This is a genomic window from Thalassospira xiamenensis M-5 = DSM 17429, assembly GCF_000300235.2.
GTDB lineage: Bacteria > Pseudomonadota > Alphaproteobacteria > Rhodospirillales > Thalassospiraceae > Thalassospira > Thalassospira xiamenensis.
In genome coordinates, this window is record NZ_CP004388.1 from 645,639 (window position 1) to 662,860 (window position 17,222).

At 54.9% G+C, this 17,222-nt stretch carries 18 protein-coding genes; 15 read left to right on the forward strand and 3 right to left on the reverse strand.

Features of this window, described 5'->3' with window-relative positions; genetic code table 11:
• The first annotated feature begins 11 nt into the window (after positions 1–11).
• From rnpA to ftsY, 8 genes are all read left to right on the forward strand, one after another.
• Entirely contained in the window at positions 12–458 is a 447-nt protein-coding gene (gene rnpA, locus TH3_RS02915) for a ribonuclease P protein component (RefSeq protein ID WP_230729395.1), read from the forward strand.
• Positions 455–757, forward strand: a complete 303-nt coding sequence (gene yidD, locus TH3_RS22595) for a membrane protein insertion efficiency factor YidD (RefSeq protein ID WP_007091262.1) — start codon at positions 455–457, stop codon at positions 755–757. The genes rnpA and yidD overlap by 4 nt, the downstream gene beginning before the upstream one ends.
• Positions 758–817: 60 nt before the next feature.
• Positions 818–2,533, forward strand: coding sequence for a membrane protein insertase YidC (yidC, locus tag TH3_RS02920; RefSeq protein WP_007091261.1), 1,716 nt, complete (start codon positions 818–820; stop codon positions 2,531–2,533).
• Positions 2,534–2,588: 55 nt separating this feature from the next.
• Positions 2,589–3,251: a ribosome biogenesis GTP-binding protein YihA/YsxC gene (yihA, locus tag TH3_RS02925; RefSeq protein WP_007091260.1), complete on the forward strand. Its 663-nt coding sequence runs from the start codon at positions 2,589–2,591 to the stop codon at positions 3,249–3,251.
• Between the two features lie 37 nt (positions 3,252–3,288).
• Positions 3,289–4,218 (forward strand): acetylglutamate kinase, encoded by a 930-nt coding sequence (argB, locus tag TH3_RS02930; protein ID WP_007091259.1) that lies wholly within the window; start codon positions 3,289–3,291, stop codon positions 4,216–4,218.
• 153 nt (positions 4,219–4,371) lie between these two features.
• Positions 4,372–5,397: a GGDEF domain-containing protein gene (locus tag TH3_RS02935; RefSeq protein ID WP_007091258.1), complete on the forward strand. Its 1,026-nt coding sequence runs from the start codon at positions 4,372–4,374 to the stop codon at positions 5,395–5,397.
• A 193-nt stretch (positions 5,398–5,590) separates the two neighbouring features.
• Positions 5,591–6,838 (forward strand): tRNA (N(6)-L-threonylcarbamoyladenosine(37)-C(2))-methylthiotransferase MtaB, encoded by a 1,248-nt coding sequence (gene mtaB, locus TH3_RS02940; protein ID WP_040060455.1) that lies wholly within the window; start codon positions 5,591–5,593, stop codon positions 6,836–6,838.
• Positions 6,835–7,770, forward strand: coding sequence for a signal recognition particle-docking protein FtsY (ftsY, locus tag TH3_RS02945; protein WP_007091256.1), 936 nt, complete (start codon positions 6,835–6,837; stop codon positions 7,768–7,770). Before mtaB ends, ftsY begins: the two co-directional genes overlap by 4 nt.
• A gap of 47 nt (positions 7,771–7,817) precedes the next feature.
• Here the strand turns inward: ftsY and TH3_RS02950 are convergent, their stop codons facing one another.
• Both TH3_RS02950 and TH3_RS02955 read right to left on the reverse strand, forming a co-directional pair.
• Positions 7,818–9,176, reverse strand: coding sequence for a diacylglycerol/lipid kinase family protein (locus tag TH3_RS02950; protein WP_007091255.1), 1,359 nt, complete (start codon positions 9,174–9,176; stop codon positions 7,818–7,820).
• Between the two features lie 116 nt (positions 9,177–9,292).
• Positions 9,293–9,796 carry a Dps family protein gene (locus TH3_RS02955; protein ID WP_007091254.1) on the reverse strand — a complete coding sequence of 168 codons (504 nt, stop codon included), beginning with the start codon at positions 9,794–9,796 and terminating at the stop codon, positions 9,293–9,295.
• A 149-nt stretch (positions 9,797–9,945) separates the two neighbouring features.
• Between TH3_RS02955 and TH3_RS02960 the strand changes: the two genes are divergently transcribed.
• On the forward strand, positions 9,946–10,485 hold the full coding sequence (locus TH3_RS02960) for a hypothetical protein (protein WP_007091253.1): 540 nt from the start codon (positions 9,946–9,948) through the stop codon (positions 10,483–10,485).
• 109 nt (positions 10,486–10,594) lie between these two features.
• On the forward strand, positions 10,595–11,200 hold the full coding sequence (locus tag TH3_RS02965) for a YqaA family protein (RefSeq protein ID WP_007091252.1): 606 nt from the start codon (positions 10,595–10,597) through the stop codon (positions 11,198–11,200).
• A gap of 90 nt (positions 11,201–11,290) precedes the next feature.
• Here the strand turns inward: TH3_RS02965 and TH3_RS23010 are convergent, their stop codons facing one another.
• Entirely contained in the window at positions 11,291–11,464 is a 174-nt protein-coding gene (locus TH3_RS23010) for a hypothetical protein (protein ID WP_007091251.1), read from the reverse strand.
• 380 nt (positions 11,465–11,844) lie between these two features.
• On the opposite strand from TH3_RS23010, the gene TH3_RS02970 reads away from it, so the two are divergent.
• From TH3_RS02970 to chrA, 5 genes are all read left to right on the forward strand, one after another.
• The gene (locus TH3_RS02970; protein WP_007091250.1) at positions 11,845–12,372 is read left to right on the forward strand and encodes a sigma-70 family RNA polymerase sigma factor; all 528 of its coding nucleotides are present in this window, start codon (positions 11,845–11,847) and stop codon (positions 12,370–12,372) included.
• The gene (locus tag TH3_RS02975) at positions 12,372–12,614 is read left to right on the forward strand and encodes a hypothetical protein (protein ID WP_007091249.1); all 243 of its coding nucleotides are present in this window, start codon (positions 12,372–12,374) and stop codon (positions 12,612–12,614) included. Before TH3_RS02970 ends, TH3_RS02975 begins: the two co-directional genes overlap by 1 nt.
• Positions 12,615–13,090: 476 nt before the next feature.
• Entirely contained in the window at positions 13,091–14,560 is a 1,470-nt protein-coding gene (locus TH3_RS02980; RefSeq protein ID WP_007091248.1) for an AMP nucleosidase, read from the forward strand.
• Between the two features lie 934 nt (positions 14,561–15,494).
• The gene (locus tag TH3_RS02990) at positions 15,495–15,875 is read left to right on the forward strand and encodes a hypothetical protein (protein WP_007091246.1); all 381 of its coding nucleotides are present in this window, start codon (positions 15,495–15,497) and stop codon (positions 15,873–15,875) included.
• A 106-nt stretch (positions 15,876–15,981) separates the two neighbouring features.
• The gene (gene chrA, locus TH3_RS02995) at positions 15,982–17,211 is read left to right on the forward strand and encodes a chromate efflux transporter (RefSeq protein ID WP_007091245.1); all 1,230 of its coding nucleotides are present in this window, start codon (positions 15,982–15,984) and stop codon (positions 17,209–17,211) included.
• Positions 17,212–17,222 lie beyond the last annotated feature (11 nt).

Sequence of the window (17,222 nt, forward strand, 5' to 3'; positions counted from 1 at the left end):
TGACCGTTTCGGTGGAACGCTTGAAAAAGCGCGCAGAGTTTCTTCGCGTCGCAGGCACCCGCCGGAAATGGGTTACACAAGGATTGATCCTTCAGGGCGCTCCGCGTCCCGGGATCAAACCGGACACAGAATACGCCGGTGAAGATCGACTTGCACGAGTCGGGTTTACCGTCACCAAAAAGGTGGGCAAGGCCGTCGTTCGCAATCGCGTTCGGCGGCGTTTGCGTGCCGTGGCGGACCAATTGATGGCGGATATGGCATTGCCCGGTTGGGATTATGTCGTGATCGGTCGTCAGCAGACCATTGACCGGGATTTTGAAAAACTGGTTGATGATATGCGGTTTGCCCTGCGGCGTATTCCGGATGCCAAACCTTCCGCCCCCGATAGCCAGCGCCCCCGCAAGGGACGTGGATCAAGGCCCGGTGGTGCGACGAAGGCAGGAGACTCTGCTAAATGAGTAACCTTCCCGGATCGAATGTGGGCCCCTTGGCGCGTCTTCTTCAAATCGCGGTTCGCGGCTACCAGCTCTTTTTATCGCCCTATATCGGGTGGTCCTGCAGATATCAGCCGACCTGTTCGGCTTATATGTTGGAGGCACTTGCCCGCCATGGGGCAATAAAAGGCGGCTGGATGGGTTTTAAACGGATAATGCGTTGCCATCCATGGGGTGGTCATGGTTATGATCCCGTGCCCGGATGTGGCTGTGAACAAAACAAAGCGCCGTCGGAGGATGAACTCCGGTTAACGGCGCTTTAGTCATGTAAATAGAATACCGGTCAGGCGTCTTGCGCCGCCGGACGAAAGCGGAAAGAGGCGATGAACGAACAACGTAACCTGTGGATTGCGATTGCAGCTTCGGTCGCAATCCTTGTCGGGTTCCAATTCTTTTTCGCTCCCGAACCTGCGCCGCAGGATCGAGAAGCGCAAGTTCGCGAACAACTTGACGTCAATGGCAATACTGCTCCGCAGTCTGCCTCGAACGTGCCCAGCGTACCAGGTGGTGCTGCACCGGCGGCTCCGGTCGTCAACCGCGACGCAGCACTTGCAAAAGCTCCGCGTATCAAGATTGAAACCCCGCGCGTCGAGGGTTCGATCCGTCTGGTTGGTGGCGTGATTGACGACATCCAGTTGCAGGATTACCGCGAGACCGAAGAACCGGACAGCCCGCTGATCCACGTTCTGAACCCGACCGGTAGCGACAATGCGTACTTTGCCGAATTCGGCTGGGTTGCCGCAGACAGGTCGGTCAGTGTTCCCAATAGCGACACCCAGTGGACGGCAAGCTCCAACGAGCTTACCCCGTCAAAACCGGTAACGCTGAGCTGGAACAACGGCAGCGGCCTGACCTTCAACCGCGAGATTTCGATCGACGACAATTATATGTTCTCGATCAAGCAGTCGGTGAAAAACGACAGCGGTTCGGACGTTACGCTGTATCCGTACGGCCTGATTTCGCGCAAGGGCAAGCCGACCACGGCAGGGTTCTATATCCTGCATGAAGGTCCGCTTGGCGTCATTGACGGCACCCTGACGGAAATCGATTATGACGATCTTGCCGAAGACGGTGCCGTGGAAAAGAAAACCACTGGCGGCTGGCTTGGCATTACCGACAAATACTGGCTGGTTGCGCTGGCACCGTCCTCGGACGAGGCCCTGACCACGCGTTTCAGCCACCATGTTGCCGAGAATTCCGACAAGTACCAGACGGATTATCTTGGTGCGGCCCGCACGGTTGCGGCCGGTTCCGAAGCCGCTTCGGAAACCCGTCTGTTTGCCGGTGCCAAGGAAGTGTCGCTTCTTGATCAGTATGCCAATGACTATGGTATTACGAATTTCGACCTCGCGATTGATTTCGGCTGGTTCTACTTCCTGACCAAACCGTTCTTCCTGTTCCTGCAGTGGCTGAACCATCTGGTGGGCAACTTCGGCGTTTCCATCCTGATCTTCACGGTCCTTGTGAAGGCGGTGATGTATCCGCTGGCCAACAAGTCGTACAAATCCATGAGTGCGATGAAGAAACTGCAGCCGCAAATCACCAAGATGCGCGAGCAGTTCAAGGATGACCGTCAGCGTCAGCAGCAGGAAATGATGGCGCTTTACAAGCGCGAGAAGATCAACCCGGCATCGGGTTGCCTGCCGATCGTGGTTCAGATTCCGGTGTTCTTCGCACTTTACAAGGTGCTGTTCGTGAACATCGAAATGCGTCACGCACCGTTCTTTGGCTGGATTCAGGACCTTTCGGCACCGGATCCGACCTCGCTGTTCAATCTGTTTGGCCTGATCCCGTGGGATCCGCCGCAGATGCTGATGATCGGTGTCTGGCCGCTGATCATGGGGGTCACCATGTTCCTGCAGCAGAAACTGAACCCTGCACCGGCTGATCCGACGCAGGCCAAGATCATGATGTTCCTGCCGCTGATCTTTACCTTCATGCTGGCAAGCTTCCCGGCGGGTCTTGTGATCTACTGGGCATGGAACAACCTGCTGTCGATCGCACAACAGCGTTACATCATGTACAAAATGGGGATTTGATCCCCATCCTCTCCGCGGGGCGGGCAACCGTCCCCGCGGGGCTCAAGGAACGACAATGACCGAAGAAAAATTGCCATCGGCAACTGCAATCCCGACATTTGAATCGGCTCAGATCGAAGCCGGGCGGAAACTTTTTTCCCGCCCGGTTACTTTCATGTTGGGGGTGGCGCAACTTGAACAGTTGCCCCCCGAAGACAAGATCGAAATCTGCCTTGCCGGGCGGTCCAATGTGGGAAAATCCAGCCTTTTTAATGCCATAACCGGTCGCAAGGATATGGCCCGGACGTCGAACACGCCCGGCCGGACCCAGCAGCTGAACTATTTCGATCTGGATGGGGCGCTTAATATCGTCGATCTGCCGGGCTATGGATTTGCCAAGGCCCCCAAGGATATCGTCGATACATGGCAGAATGTGATCAAACAATATCTGCGCGGACGGGTCACGTTGCGGCGCGTGTTTGTTTTGATCGATTCCCGGCACGGCTTCATGAAAGCCGATCTTGAAATGATGAAGATGCTGGATGAGGCCGCCGTGTCTTATCAGATCGTTCTGACCAAGGCCGACAAGCTTAAAAAAGGCCAGATGGAAAAACGCATTCGCGAAGTGGTCGAAGCGGTGAAAAAACATCCCGCCGCCCTGTCGCAGCTTTTTGCGACATCAAGCGAAAAAGGCACCGGCCTTGAAGCGCTTCGCGCAGAAATCGCAACGCTGCTATAATCACCCGATAGCGCTCGTATAACATTGGGGAGAAGACATGAACGAAGAAGTCCGTTCTGAAGAAGAAAGCTCGGAATCCAACGCTTACCGGACATTGGCACGCGCCAAGGTCCTGTCCGAGGCTCTTCCCTATATGCGACGCTATAACGGTCAGACGATCGTGGTTAAATATGGCGGGCATGCCATGGGGGACCCGGAACTGGCCCGCCTGTTTGCCCAGGATATGGTGCTGTTAAAGCAGGTCGGCATGAACCCGATTGTGGTTCATGGCGGCGGTCCGCAGATCGGCCAGATGCTCAAGGAACTTAACATCCAGTCCGAATTCGTTGATGGCCTTCGCGTCACCGATCAGCAGACCATCGACGTTGTCGAAATGGTTCTGGCCGGCAAGATCAACAAGGAAATCGTTTCGAACATCAACCGTGCCGGGGGTGTCAGCGTTGGTCTGTGTGGCAAGGATGCCCATCTGATCAAGGCGCGCAAACTTCAACGCACCAAGCGCGATCCCGAAAGCAATATCGAGAAGGTCCTTGATCTGGGCTTTGTCGGCGAACCGGTCGAGGTCAATCCGCATGTGCTTGATTGCTTCATCAATACCGACATTATTCCGGTAATTGCACCGATAGGGGTTGGTGAAGACGGTCAGACATACAATATCAATGCTGATACGGCTGCCGGTGCCATTGCACAGGCTGTCGGTGCCCGTCGCCTTTATATGCTGACTGATGTCAAAGGTATCCTTGATGCCGATAAGCAACTGGTGCGTGACGCGGATATCGACAGTATCAATGCAATGATTGCCGATGGCACGATCCAGGGCGGTATGATCCCGAAAACGGAAACCTGCATGGATGCAGTCCGCAATGGGGTCGAGGCCGCGGTAATCGTCGATGGTCGTGCACCGCATGCGGTCCTGCTTGAACTCTTCACCGAACGCGGGGCCGGGACAATGATCCGGAGCAGCTGATTGAACTCTTTCCGGCTGTAGATCACCGAGTGATTACCATTCTGGATGCGTGACTGAGGCCCGCGGATTAGGCTAAGTTCCTTGCGAACAGGATGCCTCCGCGGGCTCAGGCTCTCTGAAATATGATGGGTAATCAACAGGTGGAGCACCGTTGTGACAGCGACGGATCATCAAGTCTCAAAACACTGGGATTATGCCAAGGCAACGCTGGATGCTTTGCGCGATCACGGGCTGCGTCCGACACCCGAACTTTACCATGTCTGGTTCGTTTATTACGCCGAGGAAAACCCGGAAATCCTCCGCGTGATTGATGCTGTCAAAGCAACCGGCGAGACGATTGGCGAAGAAACGCTGCTGCAACTTTACTACCGCTATATCTTTGACCGGCAGGCGGCTGATTTTCTTCAGCGCGGCATGGAAGATTTTTCCGATGTTGTCGAAAACAGCGATGCCTGCCTTTCCAGCACCCGCGACGAGCTGCGTGTTTACAGCGATGTGCTGGGTAAGGCGGAAACATCCCTTAAAACCGGTGAAAAGGCCGACGAAGTCATTCACAATGTGGTCCTGCATACCGGACGGATGCAAACGACTGTCGAAAGCCTGCATGAGCAGCTTGGTGACTATCTGAAGACAATCACCCATCTGCAACGTGAACTGCATGAAACCCGCGAACGATCCTACACCGATGGCCTGACCCGTGTTTCCAATCGCATGCATTTCGAGGAAGTCCTGGCCAGTTGCTGCGTCGAGTTTGATAGCGGGAACATTGACGAACCATTTTGCGTGATGATGGTCGATCTTGATCAGTTCAAGGCGGTGAACGACAAATACGGCCATCGGATCGGCGATGAAATCCTTGTTCTGATCGCCTCCATGATCAAAGCCAATACCAAGGGTCGGGATCTGGTGGCGCGTTATGGCGGGGACGAGTTTGCAATCCTGCTGCCACAAACACCGCTCAAGGACGCGATGATGCTGGCCGAGGATATGAGCAAGCGGATTGCCGCCCGCGAGGTGCGCGCCAAATCAAGCGGAACGTCGTTCGGTCACATGACCGTTTCGGTCGGTGTGGCCGAATATGTTAAGGGCGAAGGGGCCGCCAAGGTCGTTGATCGCGCGGATAGTGCGCTCTATCGGGCCAAGAGGGATGGCCGCAATCGCAATTTCGCCGCCGAATAGAATTCCGTCCGTGCTTGATGCATGTGTGCCATGAACCGGCCAGACTTGCATTAAAACTGCTAAAAGCGTATGTAACCAGCGCCCGGCAAGGCGATTGAGCTTGCCGGACTTTCCGTACTGGCAGCAGGCAAATCATTGGCTGGCGCCGACGGAAGTGTTTTCCAAACCGGAATGGATCATTAAAAGGGCGAGCATGACAGAGCCGCGCGTCGTTACATTTGGTTGTCGCCTGAACACCTATGAATCCGAGGTGATGCGCGACCATGCCAAAAATGCCGGTCTTGATGATGCGATCATTATCAATACATGCGCTGTCACGACCGAGGCAGAACGCCAGGCCCGCCAAAGCATCCGTCGCCTGCGTCGTGAAAACCCCAATGCCAAGATTTTCGTGACCGGCTGCGCTGTTCAGGTCAATCCCGACAAATTTGCCAAAATGACCGAGATCGACCGCATCTTTGGCAACGATGCCAAGATGAAGGCCGAAACCTTCCTGATGCCCGAACATGAACGTGTTGTCGTCAACGACATCATGTCGGTCGAGGAAACCGCAAGCCATCTGGTTTCCGGCTTCGAAGGCCGCGCACGCGCCTTTGTGCAGGTCCAGAACGGCTGTGATCATCGCTGCACATTCTGCATCATCCCGTTTGGTCGCGGCAATTCGCGCAGCGTCCCCATGGGCGAGATCGTCAGTCAGGTCCGTGAACTGGTCGCCAACGGTTACGGCGAAGTGGTTCTGACCGGGGTGGATATCACCTCCTATGGTCATGATCTGCCGGGCAAGCCGACATTGGGGCAGATGGCGCGCCGTCTTCTCGCCCAGGTGCCCGAACTGCCGCGCCTGCGGATTTCATCGATTGACCCGGTCGAGGTCGACGAGGATATCTTCCGCCTGATCGAAACCGAACCACGCCTGATGCCCCATATGCATATCAGCCTTCAGGCGGGTGACGACATGGTGCTCAAACGCATGAAACGTCGCCATCTGCGTCAGGATGTCATCGATTTCTGTGACAAGGTCCGTGCACTTCGCGCCGATGTGACTTTCGGGGCCGATATCATTGCCGGTTTCCCGACCGAAACCGATGAAATGGCGGAAAATACCCTGCGTCTGGTTGATGAATGCGGGTTGATTTACCTGCATGTGTTCCCCTATTCCGCCCGTCCGGGAACACCGGCGGCCCGCATGCCCCAGGTGCCCAAGGATATCCGCAAGGAACGCGCCGGCGCGCTTCGTGATGCCGGTGAAATTCAGTTGAACAATTTCCTGAAATCACGCATCGGCCTGACCGAAAATGTGTTGGTGGAAAAGGAAAATACCGGACATACGGAGCATTTTGCTCCCGTTACGCTGGATCGCGTGATAGAACCGGGCACAATTGCAAAGGCCAAAGTCATTGGCGTTGAAGACGGAAAATTGAAAGCGGAGCTTGCGGGATGAGTGAAGAGGGGAAAAAAAGCTGGTTTGCCCGACTGAAAGACGGGTTGAAACGCTCCTCCTCGAAACTGACCACCGGGATTGCAGATATCTTCACCAAGCGCCGTCTGGATGATGATGCGCTTGAGGAATTCGAAGATCTGCTGATCACATCCGATCTGGGTGTCACCACGGCGGCAAAACTGGGCGCAGAATTGTCGCGCACCCGTTTCGACAAAGAAGTCGATCCCGCCGAGATTCAGGAATTCATCGCCACCGAAGTCGCCAAAATCCTTGAACCCGTGGCGAAGCCGCTGGTGATTGATGCGACCAAAAAGCCCCATGTGATCCTTGTGGTTGGCGTTAATGGATCGGGCAAAACCACCACAATCGGAAAACTTGCCAAAACCTATCGCGATCAGGGGCTCAAGGTCATGATGGCGGCGGGCGATACATTCCGTGCTGCCGCTGTTGAACAGCTCAAAGTCTGGGGCGAACGGACCGGTTGCCCGGTGATTGCGCGTGACACAGGTGCCGATGCCGCCGGGCTTGCCTTTGATGCGATTGATCAGGCCAAGCGCGAAGGTTATGACCTTTTGCTGATCGATACGGCCGGGCGTTTACAGAACAAGGCGCATCTGATGGACGAACTTAAAAAGATCGTCCGTGTCATTCACAAACGCGATGAAACCGCCCCGCATGATACGTTGCTGGTGCTTGATGCCACCACCGGACAGAATGCCCATTCCCAGGTCGAAGTCTTTTCCGAGGCAACCAATGTCACCGGCCTGATCGTGACCAAGCTGGATGGCACGGCAAAGGGCGGCGTTGTTGTCGCACTGGCCGAAAAATTTGCCAAACCGGTTCACGCGATCGGTGTTGGCGAAAGTGCCGAGGATTTGCGTCCATTCGAGGCCAAATCATTTGCCCGCAGTCTGGCCGGGCTCGAAGACTGAGCCGCCAGACATCAAATCAGAAAAAGGCGGGGAAAATCCCGCCTTTTCTATGCCTGGAATTCATCCAGACTTTGCTGCAAATCACCGATAAGCTCCTTCATATCCTTAAGGGGCGCGGATATGTCGCCCGGAATATCGTCAAGAGCACATAGATCAAGTGTCTTTCCGAGTTCTACGGACTGGTTTTTCAAACCCCGCGCAAGGCGCATATCGGCATCGGGCAGCATCCATGACATTGCCCGGTCACGTAACTGTTCCAGACTGTGCAAATCCGGATCGGGGGACGATGTCGGCAGGCCATAGGGCCGAAGGGCCAGTTCAAGACGGCGATTGATATCGCGCAGGCGATTGGCGGTATCGTGGCAGATCGCCTTCATCTTGTTGTCTGTGGCCATGGGGTAGATGGCCGATAGCCGCAAAGAAAGGTCAAGCGCGTCGAGCGCAACGTCATTGACGATTTCCTGATCCTGAAACGATGCCGTGCGGTCCGTCTCGCCGTGAAAGGCGTTGGGGGCGAAAACCGGAAGAACCTTGGCCTCCAGGGTGAAGTGCGCAGGCAACTGGCTTATGATTTCGCCGTCGGCCAGAATAGGCTCACCTTCGCCACCTTCAAGGCGGATGTCGTCGCATTCCTGACTGATCGCATATGAGCTGTCATCAACCGAGCCAAACAGCAATTCAGCCGCAATATCCATGCCCGACAATGTGTCGACATTGGCCTGAATGGCAAACATGTGAAGTTTGCCGTCATCAAGGCGTTTGTTTTCGCGCGGACGCAAACCACCGCCAAAATACTGGCCATTGGTAACCGTCAGCTGGCGCAGTTTCAGATTTCTTGCCGGATTGTCGCCACAGGTCACACTCAGTTCCAGTGGCTTCATGTCGTTCCAGCTTTGCCAGTTCGCCACCGCATAGCTGATGGCTCCGGTCCAGCGTTTCAGATCGGGATCAATGCGTTTTCTGGCATCGGCGGGGACGCCGATACTGGCCGCATTCACAAAGCTCTTGCCGTTGACCCGCCCGATATCAAGCATGGCAATCTGGCCATTGATTGCCGCGCGCGCGGCCTGAAGGATATCGTCGGGAATATACAGGCTGCGGGCAAAATCGTTTGCCGTGCCAAGCGGCAGGGGAACCATCACCACGCCCGCCTCGATCACGGTATCGATAACCGCATTGATCGTGCCATCACCGCCGCCGATCACGACAATATCGCCCCGTTCGCAGGACGCGCTGATGAAGTCATTCATGGCGACGGGATCGTCACACAGTTCCAGTTCGGCCCGATAACCGGCATCCTCGAAAATGGCCCGCAATGGTTCTGCACCATTGTCCCGCCATGCGTCGGGCACCTTGTGGCGTGTCAGAAGGATGCAAACCTTGCCTGTCAACTCGGTCGATTTCACCTTGATGCCTCCAAAACGGGTGCGGGACTTGCTGCCTGTTTACCATGCTCAAACAGAACGGCAAGATTGAGACACAAAACCGGCGCCAATCTGGCGCCGGTTTTACAATGTGTGATTTAGGAAATGGTTGCGCGAAGCATCCATGCCGCTTCTTCGTGAACGCCAATGCGTTCCGTCAGAAGGTCGGCCGTCTTGACGTCCTCTGCCGCTTCGGCCTCTGCCACGCCATCACGCAACAGGCGCGATACGCTATCGTGGTCTTCGACCAGTTCCTTGACCATGTCATTGGCCGGAAGAAGCTTGGTCTGATCCTTGACCACGGAATGTTCCATCATTTCCGCAAGGCCGGTGGGGGCCTGGAAGCCGATTGCACGAATGCGTTCTGCCATATCGTCAATCGCTTCGTTCAGGTCCTCATATTGCTCTTCGGTCATTTTATGCAGCGAATAGAAAGCCGGACCAACCACGTTCCAGTGAACCCCGCGAATTTTGGCATACAGTACGTGCGACGAGCCAATGATCTTGGTCAGCATCTTGGCCAGTTCGCGACGGTCTTTGCGGTCGACGCCGGTTTTGACCGGAAATTCTTTCGCAACGCTCTGCATACTGCTGTGTGCCATTTTTAACTCCTGTATTTCTTTATAACGTTCTGTCGCTCTGACCCCGACCCCGTTATTGGCGGCCGGGCATATCCCGAACGCATGCCCCAAAAACGTCACCCGAAAGCAAAGGTTCCAGAAAATAAAATCGGAATAATTGGAACATTCTTTTGGATCGCCCGTTTGAATGGGCAAGCAGTGCGAAAGAAAAAGCGCTGTTGTTTAATAACCAGGAGGTTGTGATGCTTAATAAAACTGTTCTTATGGCTGGTACTATTATGATGTCTGTTGCCGTGACTGCACCGGCTTATGCAGATGCGTCGAAAAGCTCGGATCAGACAGGCACGATGGCAACCGATGACGCGATGAAATCGGACGCCAACAAAATGGCTGATAAGGCCGAGGCCGGCTATGAAGATGCCAAAGATTTCACCTATGAAGAAAAGAACGAATTTCTTGCCTGGGTTGAAGAAAAATCCAATCAGCTTGGCGAGAAATACGACGAAGTATCCGCAAATGTCAGCGACGAAAGCAAAGACGCTGTGGATGAACTTGCAGAAGCTTGGGACGGCGCCAGTGAAAATCTGAACGAGGCGTATGAAGAAACCAAGGATGCATCGGCTGATACCTGGGAAACCATGAAGGCCAAAACCCTTGAGGCTCTCAACAATGCTGAGAAGGCGCTCTCGGATGATCATGCCACCGAATAAGACATCACAACCTTGACTCGGTGATGTGGTGTTCCGGGTGTCCGCGGCCCGCCCTTTAACGTGAAGGGCGGGCCGCTTTACGTTTGACGATGTTCAGTCAGAGGCATCTATGGAAAAAGAAGACAAAAGCCAAAACCAAAACAATAAAGGTCTTGTCGGATGGTGGCGTGTCTGGCAGCAGCGTCTGGAAAAACTGGCAGCCGGTCGTAAAGGACTTGGCGGCATTGCGGTGGCGTCATTTCTTGAGACCACGATTATTCCCATTCCGATTGAAATCCTGATTGCGCCAATCATGGCAGCATCGCGCAGACGAGGTGTGATTGTTGCGACCGTTACATTGCTTGGCAGCGTTGCCGGTGCGGTTTTCCTGTATTTGATTGCCTACGGCCTGTCGGGCGAGCTTATCCAGCCGATCATTGAAACAGCTGGCGGGCAGCAGGAATTCCAGAAGGTCGAACAGCAATTCGAAGAAGGCGGGTTCTGGGTTGTCTTTGCAATCAGTATCGCGCCGATACCCATGCAGCTTGCCGCTCTGGCGGCCGGGGCGACGACATATCCTTTCTGGCTGTTTCTTGTCGCCATCGGGATATCGCGTGCCTTGCGCTACTATGGTTTGTGGTTGCTGGTTCTTGGTTTCGGTGTCGGGATCGCCCGTCTTTTCGAGGGCAAGAAACCTGACAGGCTTGAAAAGGCCGAGAAAGGTGATTCGGTTTAATCCGAAAACACGCAAAATCGAGATAGAAATAACAAAGCCCGGCTATTTGCCGGGCTTTTTTCAGAGATATTGAAAAAAAATCTCTTCGGACTATTCCGCTTCAATCCGGAAATCGGTGGTGGTTTTCCCTTCGGTTTCCGGATCTTCGACATCCTCGGAGACCAAGCCGCGGCGAATCAGTTCACGAATGGCTGCTGCCCGGGTTGGCATACGATGCTCAAATCGCCAATCGTCGATGAACTTCAGCTCATCGTCGTCGAGCATAATCTGAAGCTTTTCAGTTCGTTTCGAGGTTGACACTCGTGGGCCCTCATTAAGTTCAGACGTTCTAGGGTGCGTCTGAAACCATTGATACGCAACGTGTTCAGAAATTTTGGAGTAACTTACGTTACCTCCGTTTTCTACATATTACAACCAGGTTCCTGAACTGAACCAGTCAACGCAACCTGATCAAGTAATGTAAAGTAATGATTAAATGTTATCTGCGTATAATGATCATATTGATGTGGTTATGTTTGTTGAGCTTGTTGTTGTTGTTAATGATTTGAAGCAGGTTCATTGTATTGCCTAAGTGAACCATACGATTTTACTTTAAATAATATTTTCTTTTGTTACGGTGGGGACATCCAAAAACGGAGGTTGTGATGTCTGATCAAGTTATGAACGAAATTGAAGATCACGTTCCCGCTCTGCGTCGCCATGCTTATCGGCTGACCAGCAGCATGGACCGTGCACAGGATCTCGTGCAGGACACCTTGCTGAAAGCCATCAGCAAAAAAGATCAGTTTGAAGAAGGCACCAGCCTTAAAGCCTGGTTGCACCGGATCCTTTTCAACACATTCATTTCTGGCAAACGTCGGGAGAAAACCCGCGGGCATCATGTCGACTGGGATGATCTGGGCGATGTCTATGGACATGGCAGCAACCAGATGGCCCGTTTGCAGTTGCGTGACGCCGATCGTATCCTTGGTGAACTTCCTGAACAGGAACGTCAGGCGATCCTTTTGACGGCTGTTGATGAAGTTTCCTATCAGGACGCCGCCGACCAGATGAATGTCGAGATTGGCACGGTCAAATCCCGTGTAGGTCGCGCACGCCGGAAGCTGCGTTCTTCCGTCGGCCGTATCGAAGCCCGGGAACACGCATCGCGGTTCGTGGGGGAGGCAGCCTGATGACCCATGTGCTTGCTGTTTACGGCAAGGACGACATCGTAAGTTACGTGCACGGATCCATTGACGATGAAGACAAGGGCGATATCGAAGATCTTGTCCAATCGGATCCGCGCGCCGCAGGAATTGTCCGTGATTTCGAAAAAGATCATTTAAGTGACGGAAAGACAGTTGATCTCCTGCGTTACCGTCGTCTTAAAAAATTGAAGTCTCTGGCTTCAGGTGCCGGTCTCCTGCATGAGTGATGCGTTAAATGCAATAGTGCATTGAAGCGAAAATTTATTGACTTTGTTGACCAACGGTCAGATAAAGTATGCATCGGAGTTGATCGTCTTTTCCCTCAACGTCTAAGGCCCTTCTCCGAAATCGGCCGGAACCTCTTGGTTTCGGCCCTTTTTTTGTCTTGATGCTGCCCTGCCAGCGATGAGGCCGCGAATCGATGCTTTCCATCCCCGTGCGGGGATGAATTTCGCGTCATGGTTATGAGCCATGCATCAAAACTGTCATTTGGATTTTTTGAAAATAATCCCGACATATATGTCTGGCATGTTTCCGTGTGGCCCGGCTTTATGCGCCTCCGGCACAATCGGTATCCCAACTTTGCGTAACGGATCCGCCGTTTTGATGCTCGGCCATGCATGAATTGGGGGTTGCCAGAGGCAAGGCTAGCGGTGATAAATCTCTCGCTCAATACAACAATAAGAAAAAGGAGCAACCTGTTATGGTATCCGACGTCCACGGATCGGTCCGCGATCTGTTTGAATTTACTGACGCCGAAAAGGCAATTGCCCGTATCAAGGAAATTTATACGACGGGTGCAGAGTCCGTTCGCGACGCATTTATCCGGTTTGGAAACGGCGAGCAATCCACGCCTGTGCGCGCCTATTACCCGTATCTCGGGATCGAGGTGCCGCCCGAGAAATTGCATGTCGAAAGCACCCTGTCCTATGGTGCGCCGCGTGACCCCGGCATTTATGGCACGACTCTGACGCGCCCGGACCTGTTTGAACAATATTACCGTGAACAGATCGAACTTCTGCTGAAAAACCACGATGTGCCGGTCGTCGTTGGTGTGTCGGATCGCCCGATCCCATTGCCGTTTCTTGTTGAAACCGCAACCGACAATATCGGCCCGACCGACATCCGACAGCTTCAGATGATCTTTGACATGCCCGATCTGGCGCGCACCGATGATGATATCGCCAATGGTGTGCATTACGGCATTACCGAAGGGCCAAAGCCCTTGTCGCTGTTTTCCGGCGAACGTGTTGACTACTCGCTGGCGCGTTTGCGGCACTATACCGCGACACTGCCGGAACATTTCCAGAAATTCGTGCTGTTCACCAACTATCAGCGCTATGTCGACGAATTCATCGAATTCGCCAAGCTCCAGCTTGAAGATCCCCAAAGCCCCTATGTCGCCTTTGTCGAACCAGGCCCGAAAGTCCATGTTCGCAAAAACGCGCCAAATGGCTGGGTCGAAAGCGGCGAACCGGTCGCACAATTGCCGCAGATGCCGTCCTATCACCTGATCCGTGAAGATGGGCTTGGGGTGACGTTGGTGAATATCGGCGTTGGTCCGTCAAATGCCAAAACCGCAACCGACCATATTGCCGTTCTGCGCCCGCATTGCTGGTTGATGCTGGGCCATTGTGCCGGTCTTCGGCGCAGCCAGCTTCTTGGCGATTATGTTCTGGCTCATGGTTATGTGCGCGATGATCATGTGCTCGACTCCGATTTGCCGCTCTGGATTCCGGTGCCCCCGATTGCAGAGGTGCAGGTCGCCCTTGCCAATTCGGTGGCCAAGATCACCGGTCTTAAAGGGCGCGAAATGAAGGCCCGCATGCGGACCGGGACCGTGGCGACCACGGATAACCGGAACTGGGAACTGCGTTACAGCGAATTGTTTGTCCGCCTGAACCAGTCGCGGGCGATTGCGGTGGATATGGAAAGCGCCACGATTGCCGCCAACGGTTTCCGTTTCCGTGTGCCTTACGGCACGTTGCTGTGCGTTTCCGATAAACCGGTACACGGCGAACTGAAACTGCCGGGCATGGCCAACAACTTCTATCGCCAGCGTATCGGGCAACACCTTCAGGTCGGTCTTGATACCATCGATACCCTGCGAAACGAGGTCAACCAGCTGCATTCGCGCAAACTGCGTTCCCTTGACGAGCCTGCCTTCCGCTAGGTTATCCTGACATTCACGAGAACGCCCGTTGCCTCACGGCGGCGGGCGTTTCAGACCGCTGACACCACACTCCCAACCTGATCGCCATGCCGTTTCGATGGGATGTGGATTCCGGCTCTGCGCCCCGAATGACGATTTGATCAATCGCCAACCAATCCCGCCAGCCAACCAACCCCGGACCGCTGACAAAGCATTATCAACCTGATCGTCATTCCCGCGACGGCAGGAATCCAGTCTCTTTCAACGGGGCATGGATTCCGGGTCTGCGCTTCGCTGCGCCCGGAATGACAGTTTTGATCAATCGCCAAACGCCACCAACCAGAGGGGCCGCGAACCGAACCCTGCTGCCTCGAACAAACGCTGCTCGCTCCCGGTTGCCCCAAAACACACCTCACCCCAAGGGCAACGGCGTTGCGGCATGGCAGACACACAAATCCCGCCATTGATCACCGGCCTTTCGGCATCTCCGAACGCACCATCGGCCCGCTGGCAACCGATCCCGCCAGTCGCTCCGGGCAAACCGATCCAATCCCGCCAAGCCAAGCCCGTTGCCCCCGGCATTGCCAACCGCCACCAACCGCACCCCGGACGGCCCCCGCTGCCCTGAACAAGCACCCGCCGCCCTCGGTTGACGCCGCAAACGCACCTCACCCCAAGGGCCACACGTTGCCGCATGGCAGACACACAAATCCCGCCATCGATGACCGCCCTTTCGGCACCTCCGAACGCACCACCAGCCCGCTGACAACCGATCCTGCCTGCCGATCCCCACCAGCCGATCCCGTGCCGATCCCGTGCCGATCCAATCCGGGCGCAATTCGGGCCCGCTGATTCTCGGCATTGTCACGCTTCACCGACCGGACTGAACCAACTTGGCCCCGGCTCTTGCTGCCCCGAACAAACGCCCTTGCCCCAAGGGCACATTTCTCCCGTCATGATAAACACCCGTTTTTCGCAAATATCCGACGGCCTCACGGCCTGGACGCACCGCCGCCATAATGACTTTTCCATGCGCCATGAACGTCCCTTTGGCGATACCGCACCCGCCATTTCATCCCGTCAGATGGCTGCCCTGTCATCGTCTCATTCCTGTTTTTGCCGCCCGAAACGCAAAAAAACCCGCAAAAGCGAATCACGCTTTGCGGGTTTTGTCTCCGGACCCATTTGTCCTGTTGACTTTATCTTTATGCCACAACGAAAAGAACAAATCAAGAACTTTCTTTCAGAAAGCCGGAAAAAGTTCCCAATCAAAGCTCTGCGCGGAAAGAATGGTATGTTTTTCAATGTCTTGGTCGGGCGTTTTGTGATGGTTTGATGAAGTCGGCAAAACCGGCTGCTTTGGGCTTTGGCCCTGCGGTTGCATCCATTATCCTTCGCGCTTTGTTCCATCGGGACCGCATTGATCTGAGCACGGGGAAAGCATGACCGACCAAAACCTGGCCAAGCCCGATTTACGCCTTTGGCAGATTTTCCTGATTTTTCTGCGTCTGGGGTTAACCAGCTTTGGCGGGCCGGTCGCCCATATCGGCTATTTCCGCGAAGAATTCGTTCTGCGCCGCAGGTGGCTTTCGGATGCAACCTATGGCGATCTGGTTGCACTTTGCCAATTCGCACCCGGTCCGGCCAGTTCGCAGGTCGGCATGGGGATCGGCATGTCGCTGGGCGGGCTTGCCGGTGCCTTTGCCGCATGGCTCGGTTTTACCATGCCATCGGCAATCGTTCTGGCCGCACTCGGGCTTGGCCTTTCGGCGGCTGATCTGGCGGCGACCGGGCCGGTGATCTGGGGGCTTAAGCTGGTTGCGGTTGGTGTGGTGGCGCATGCGCTTGTCGGGATGGCACGCAGCTTATGCCCCGATGTCCCGCGCGCCATACTGGCGCTGATTGCGGCGGCGTTGATGATCGCGATCAACAGTGTTGGCATGCAGGCAATCGTGATCATTGGCGGCGCCATCGCCGGTTTTGTGTTTCTGCGCGGTGATCATGGAAAGGTAGAGGGAAGCCTTGGTGCAGGCCTATCGCCGAAGGGGGCCATATGTGCCTTGGGCCTGTTTGTTCTGTTGCTGATCGGGTTGCCTTTATTGGCCAATATTGTCCCATCGCCCTGGCTTGCGGTGTTTGACGGGATTTATCGCAGCGGCGCATTGGTTTTCGGCGGCGGGCATGTGGTGCTGCCGCTGTTGCAGGAAGCCGTGGTTGCCCCCGGATGGGTCGATCTGGATGTGTTTCTTGCCGGTTACGGTGCAACCCAAGCCGTGCCGGGGCCGATCTTTACGTTTGCGGCCTATCTGGGGGCTGTGTTGCAAAATGGTGCCGGGGGAATTTGGGGCGCTTCTGTGGCCCTGATCGCGATTTTCCTGCCCGCGTTTCTGCTGGTGATCGGATTGTTGCCGTTCTGGGATCGCGTGCGGCATATGCCCAAAATGCGCGCCGGACTGGCCGGGATCAATGCGGCGGTTGTCGGTTTGCTGGCATCGGTTTTATATGACCCGATCTGGACGGGAACCATCCATGACGTAAAGGACGTGGTTATTGTCGCCCTTGCGTTTGTCGTTTTGCAATGGCGCGTAATACCGGTCTGGGCGCTTGTTCTGGCAGGGGGGGCCGGCGGGGCAGTGATGGGTGTTCTGGGTTTCGCCGGGGCAATTGCCTGATCCGAAATTTA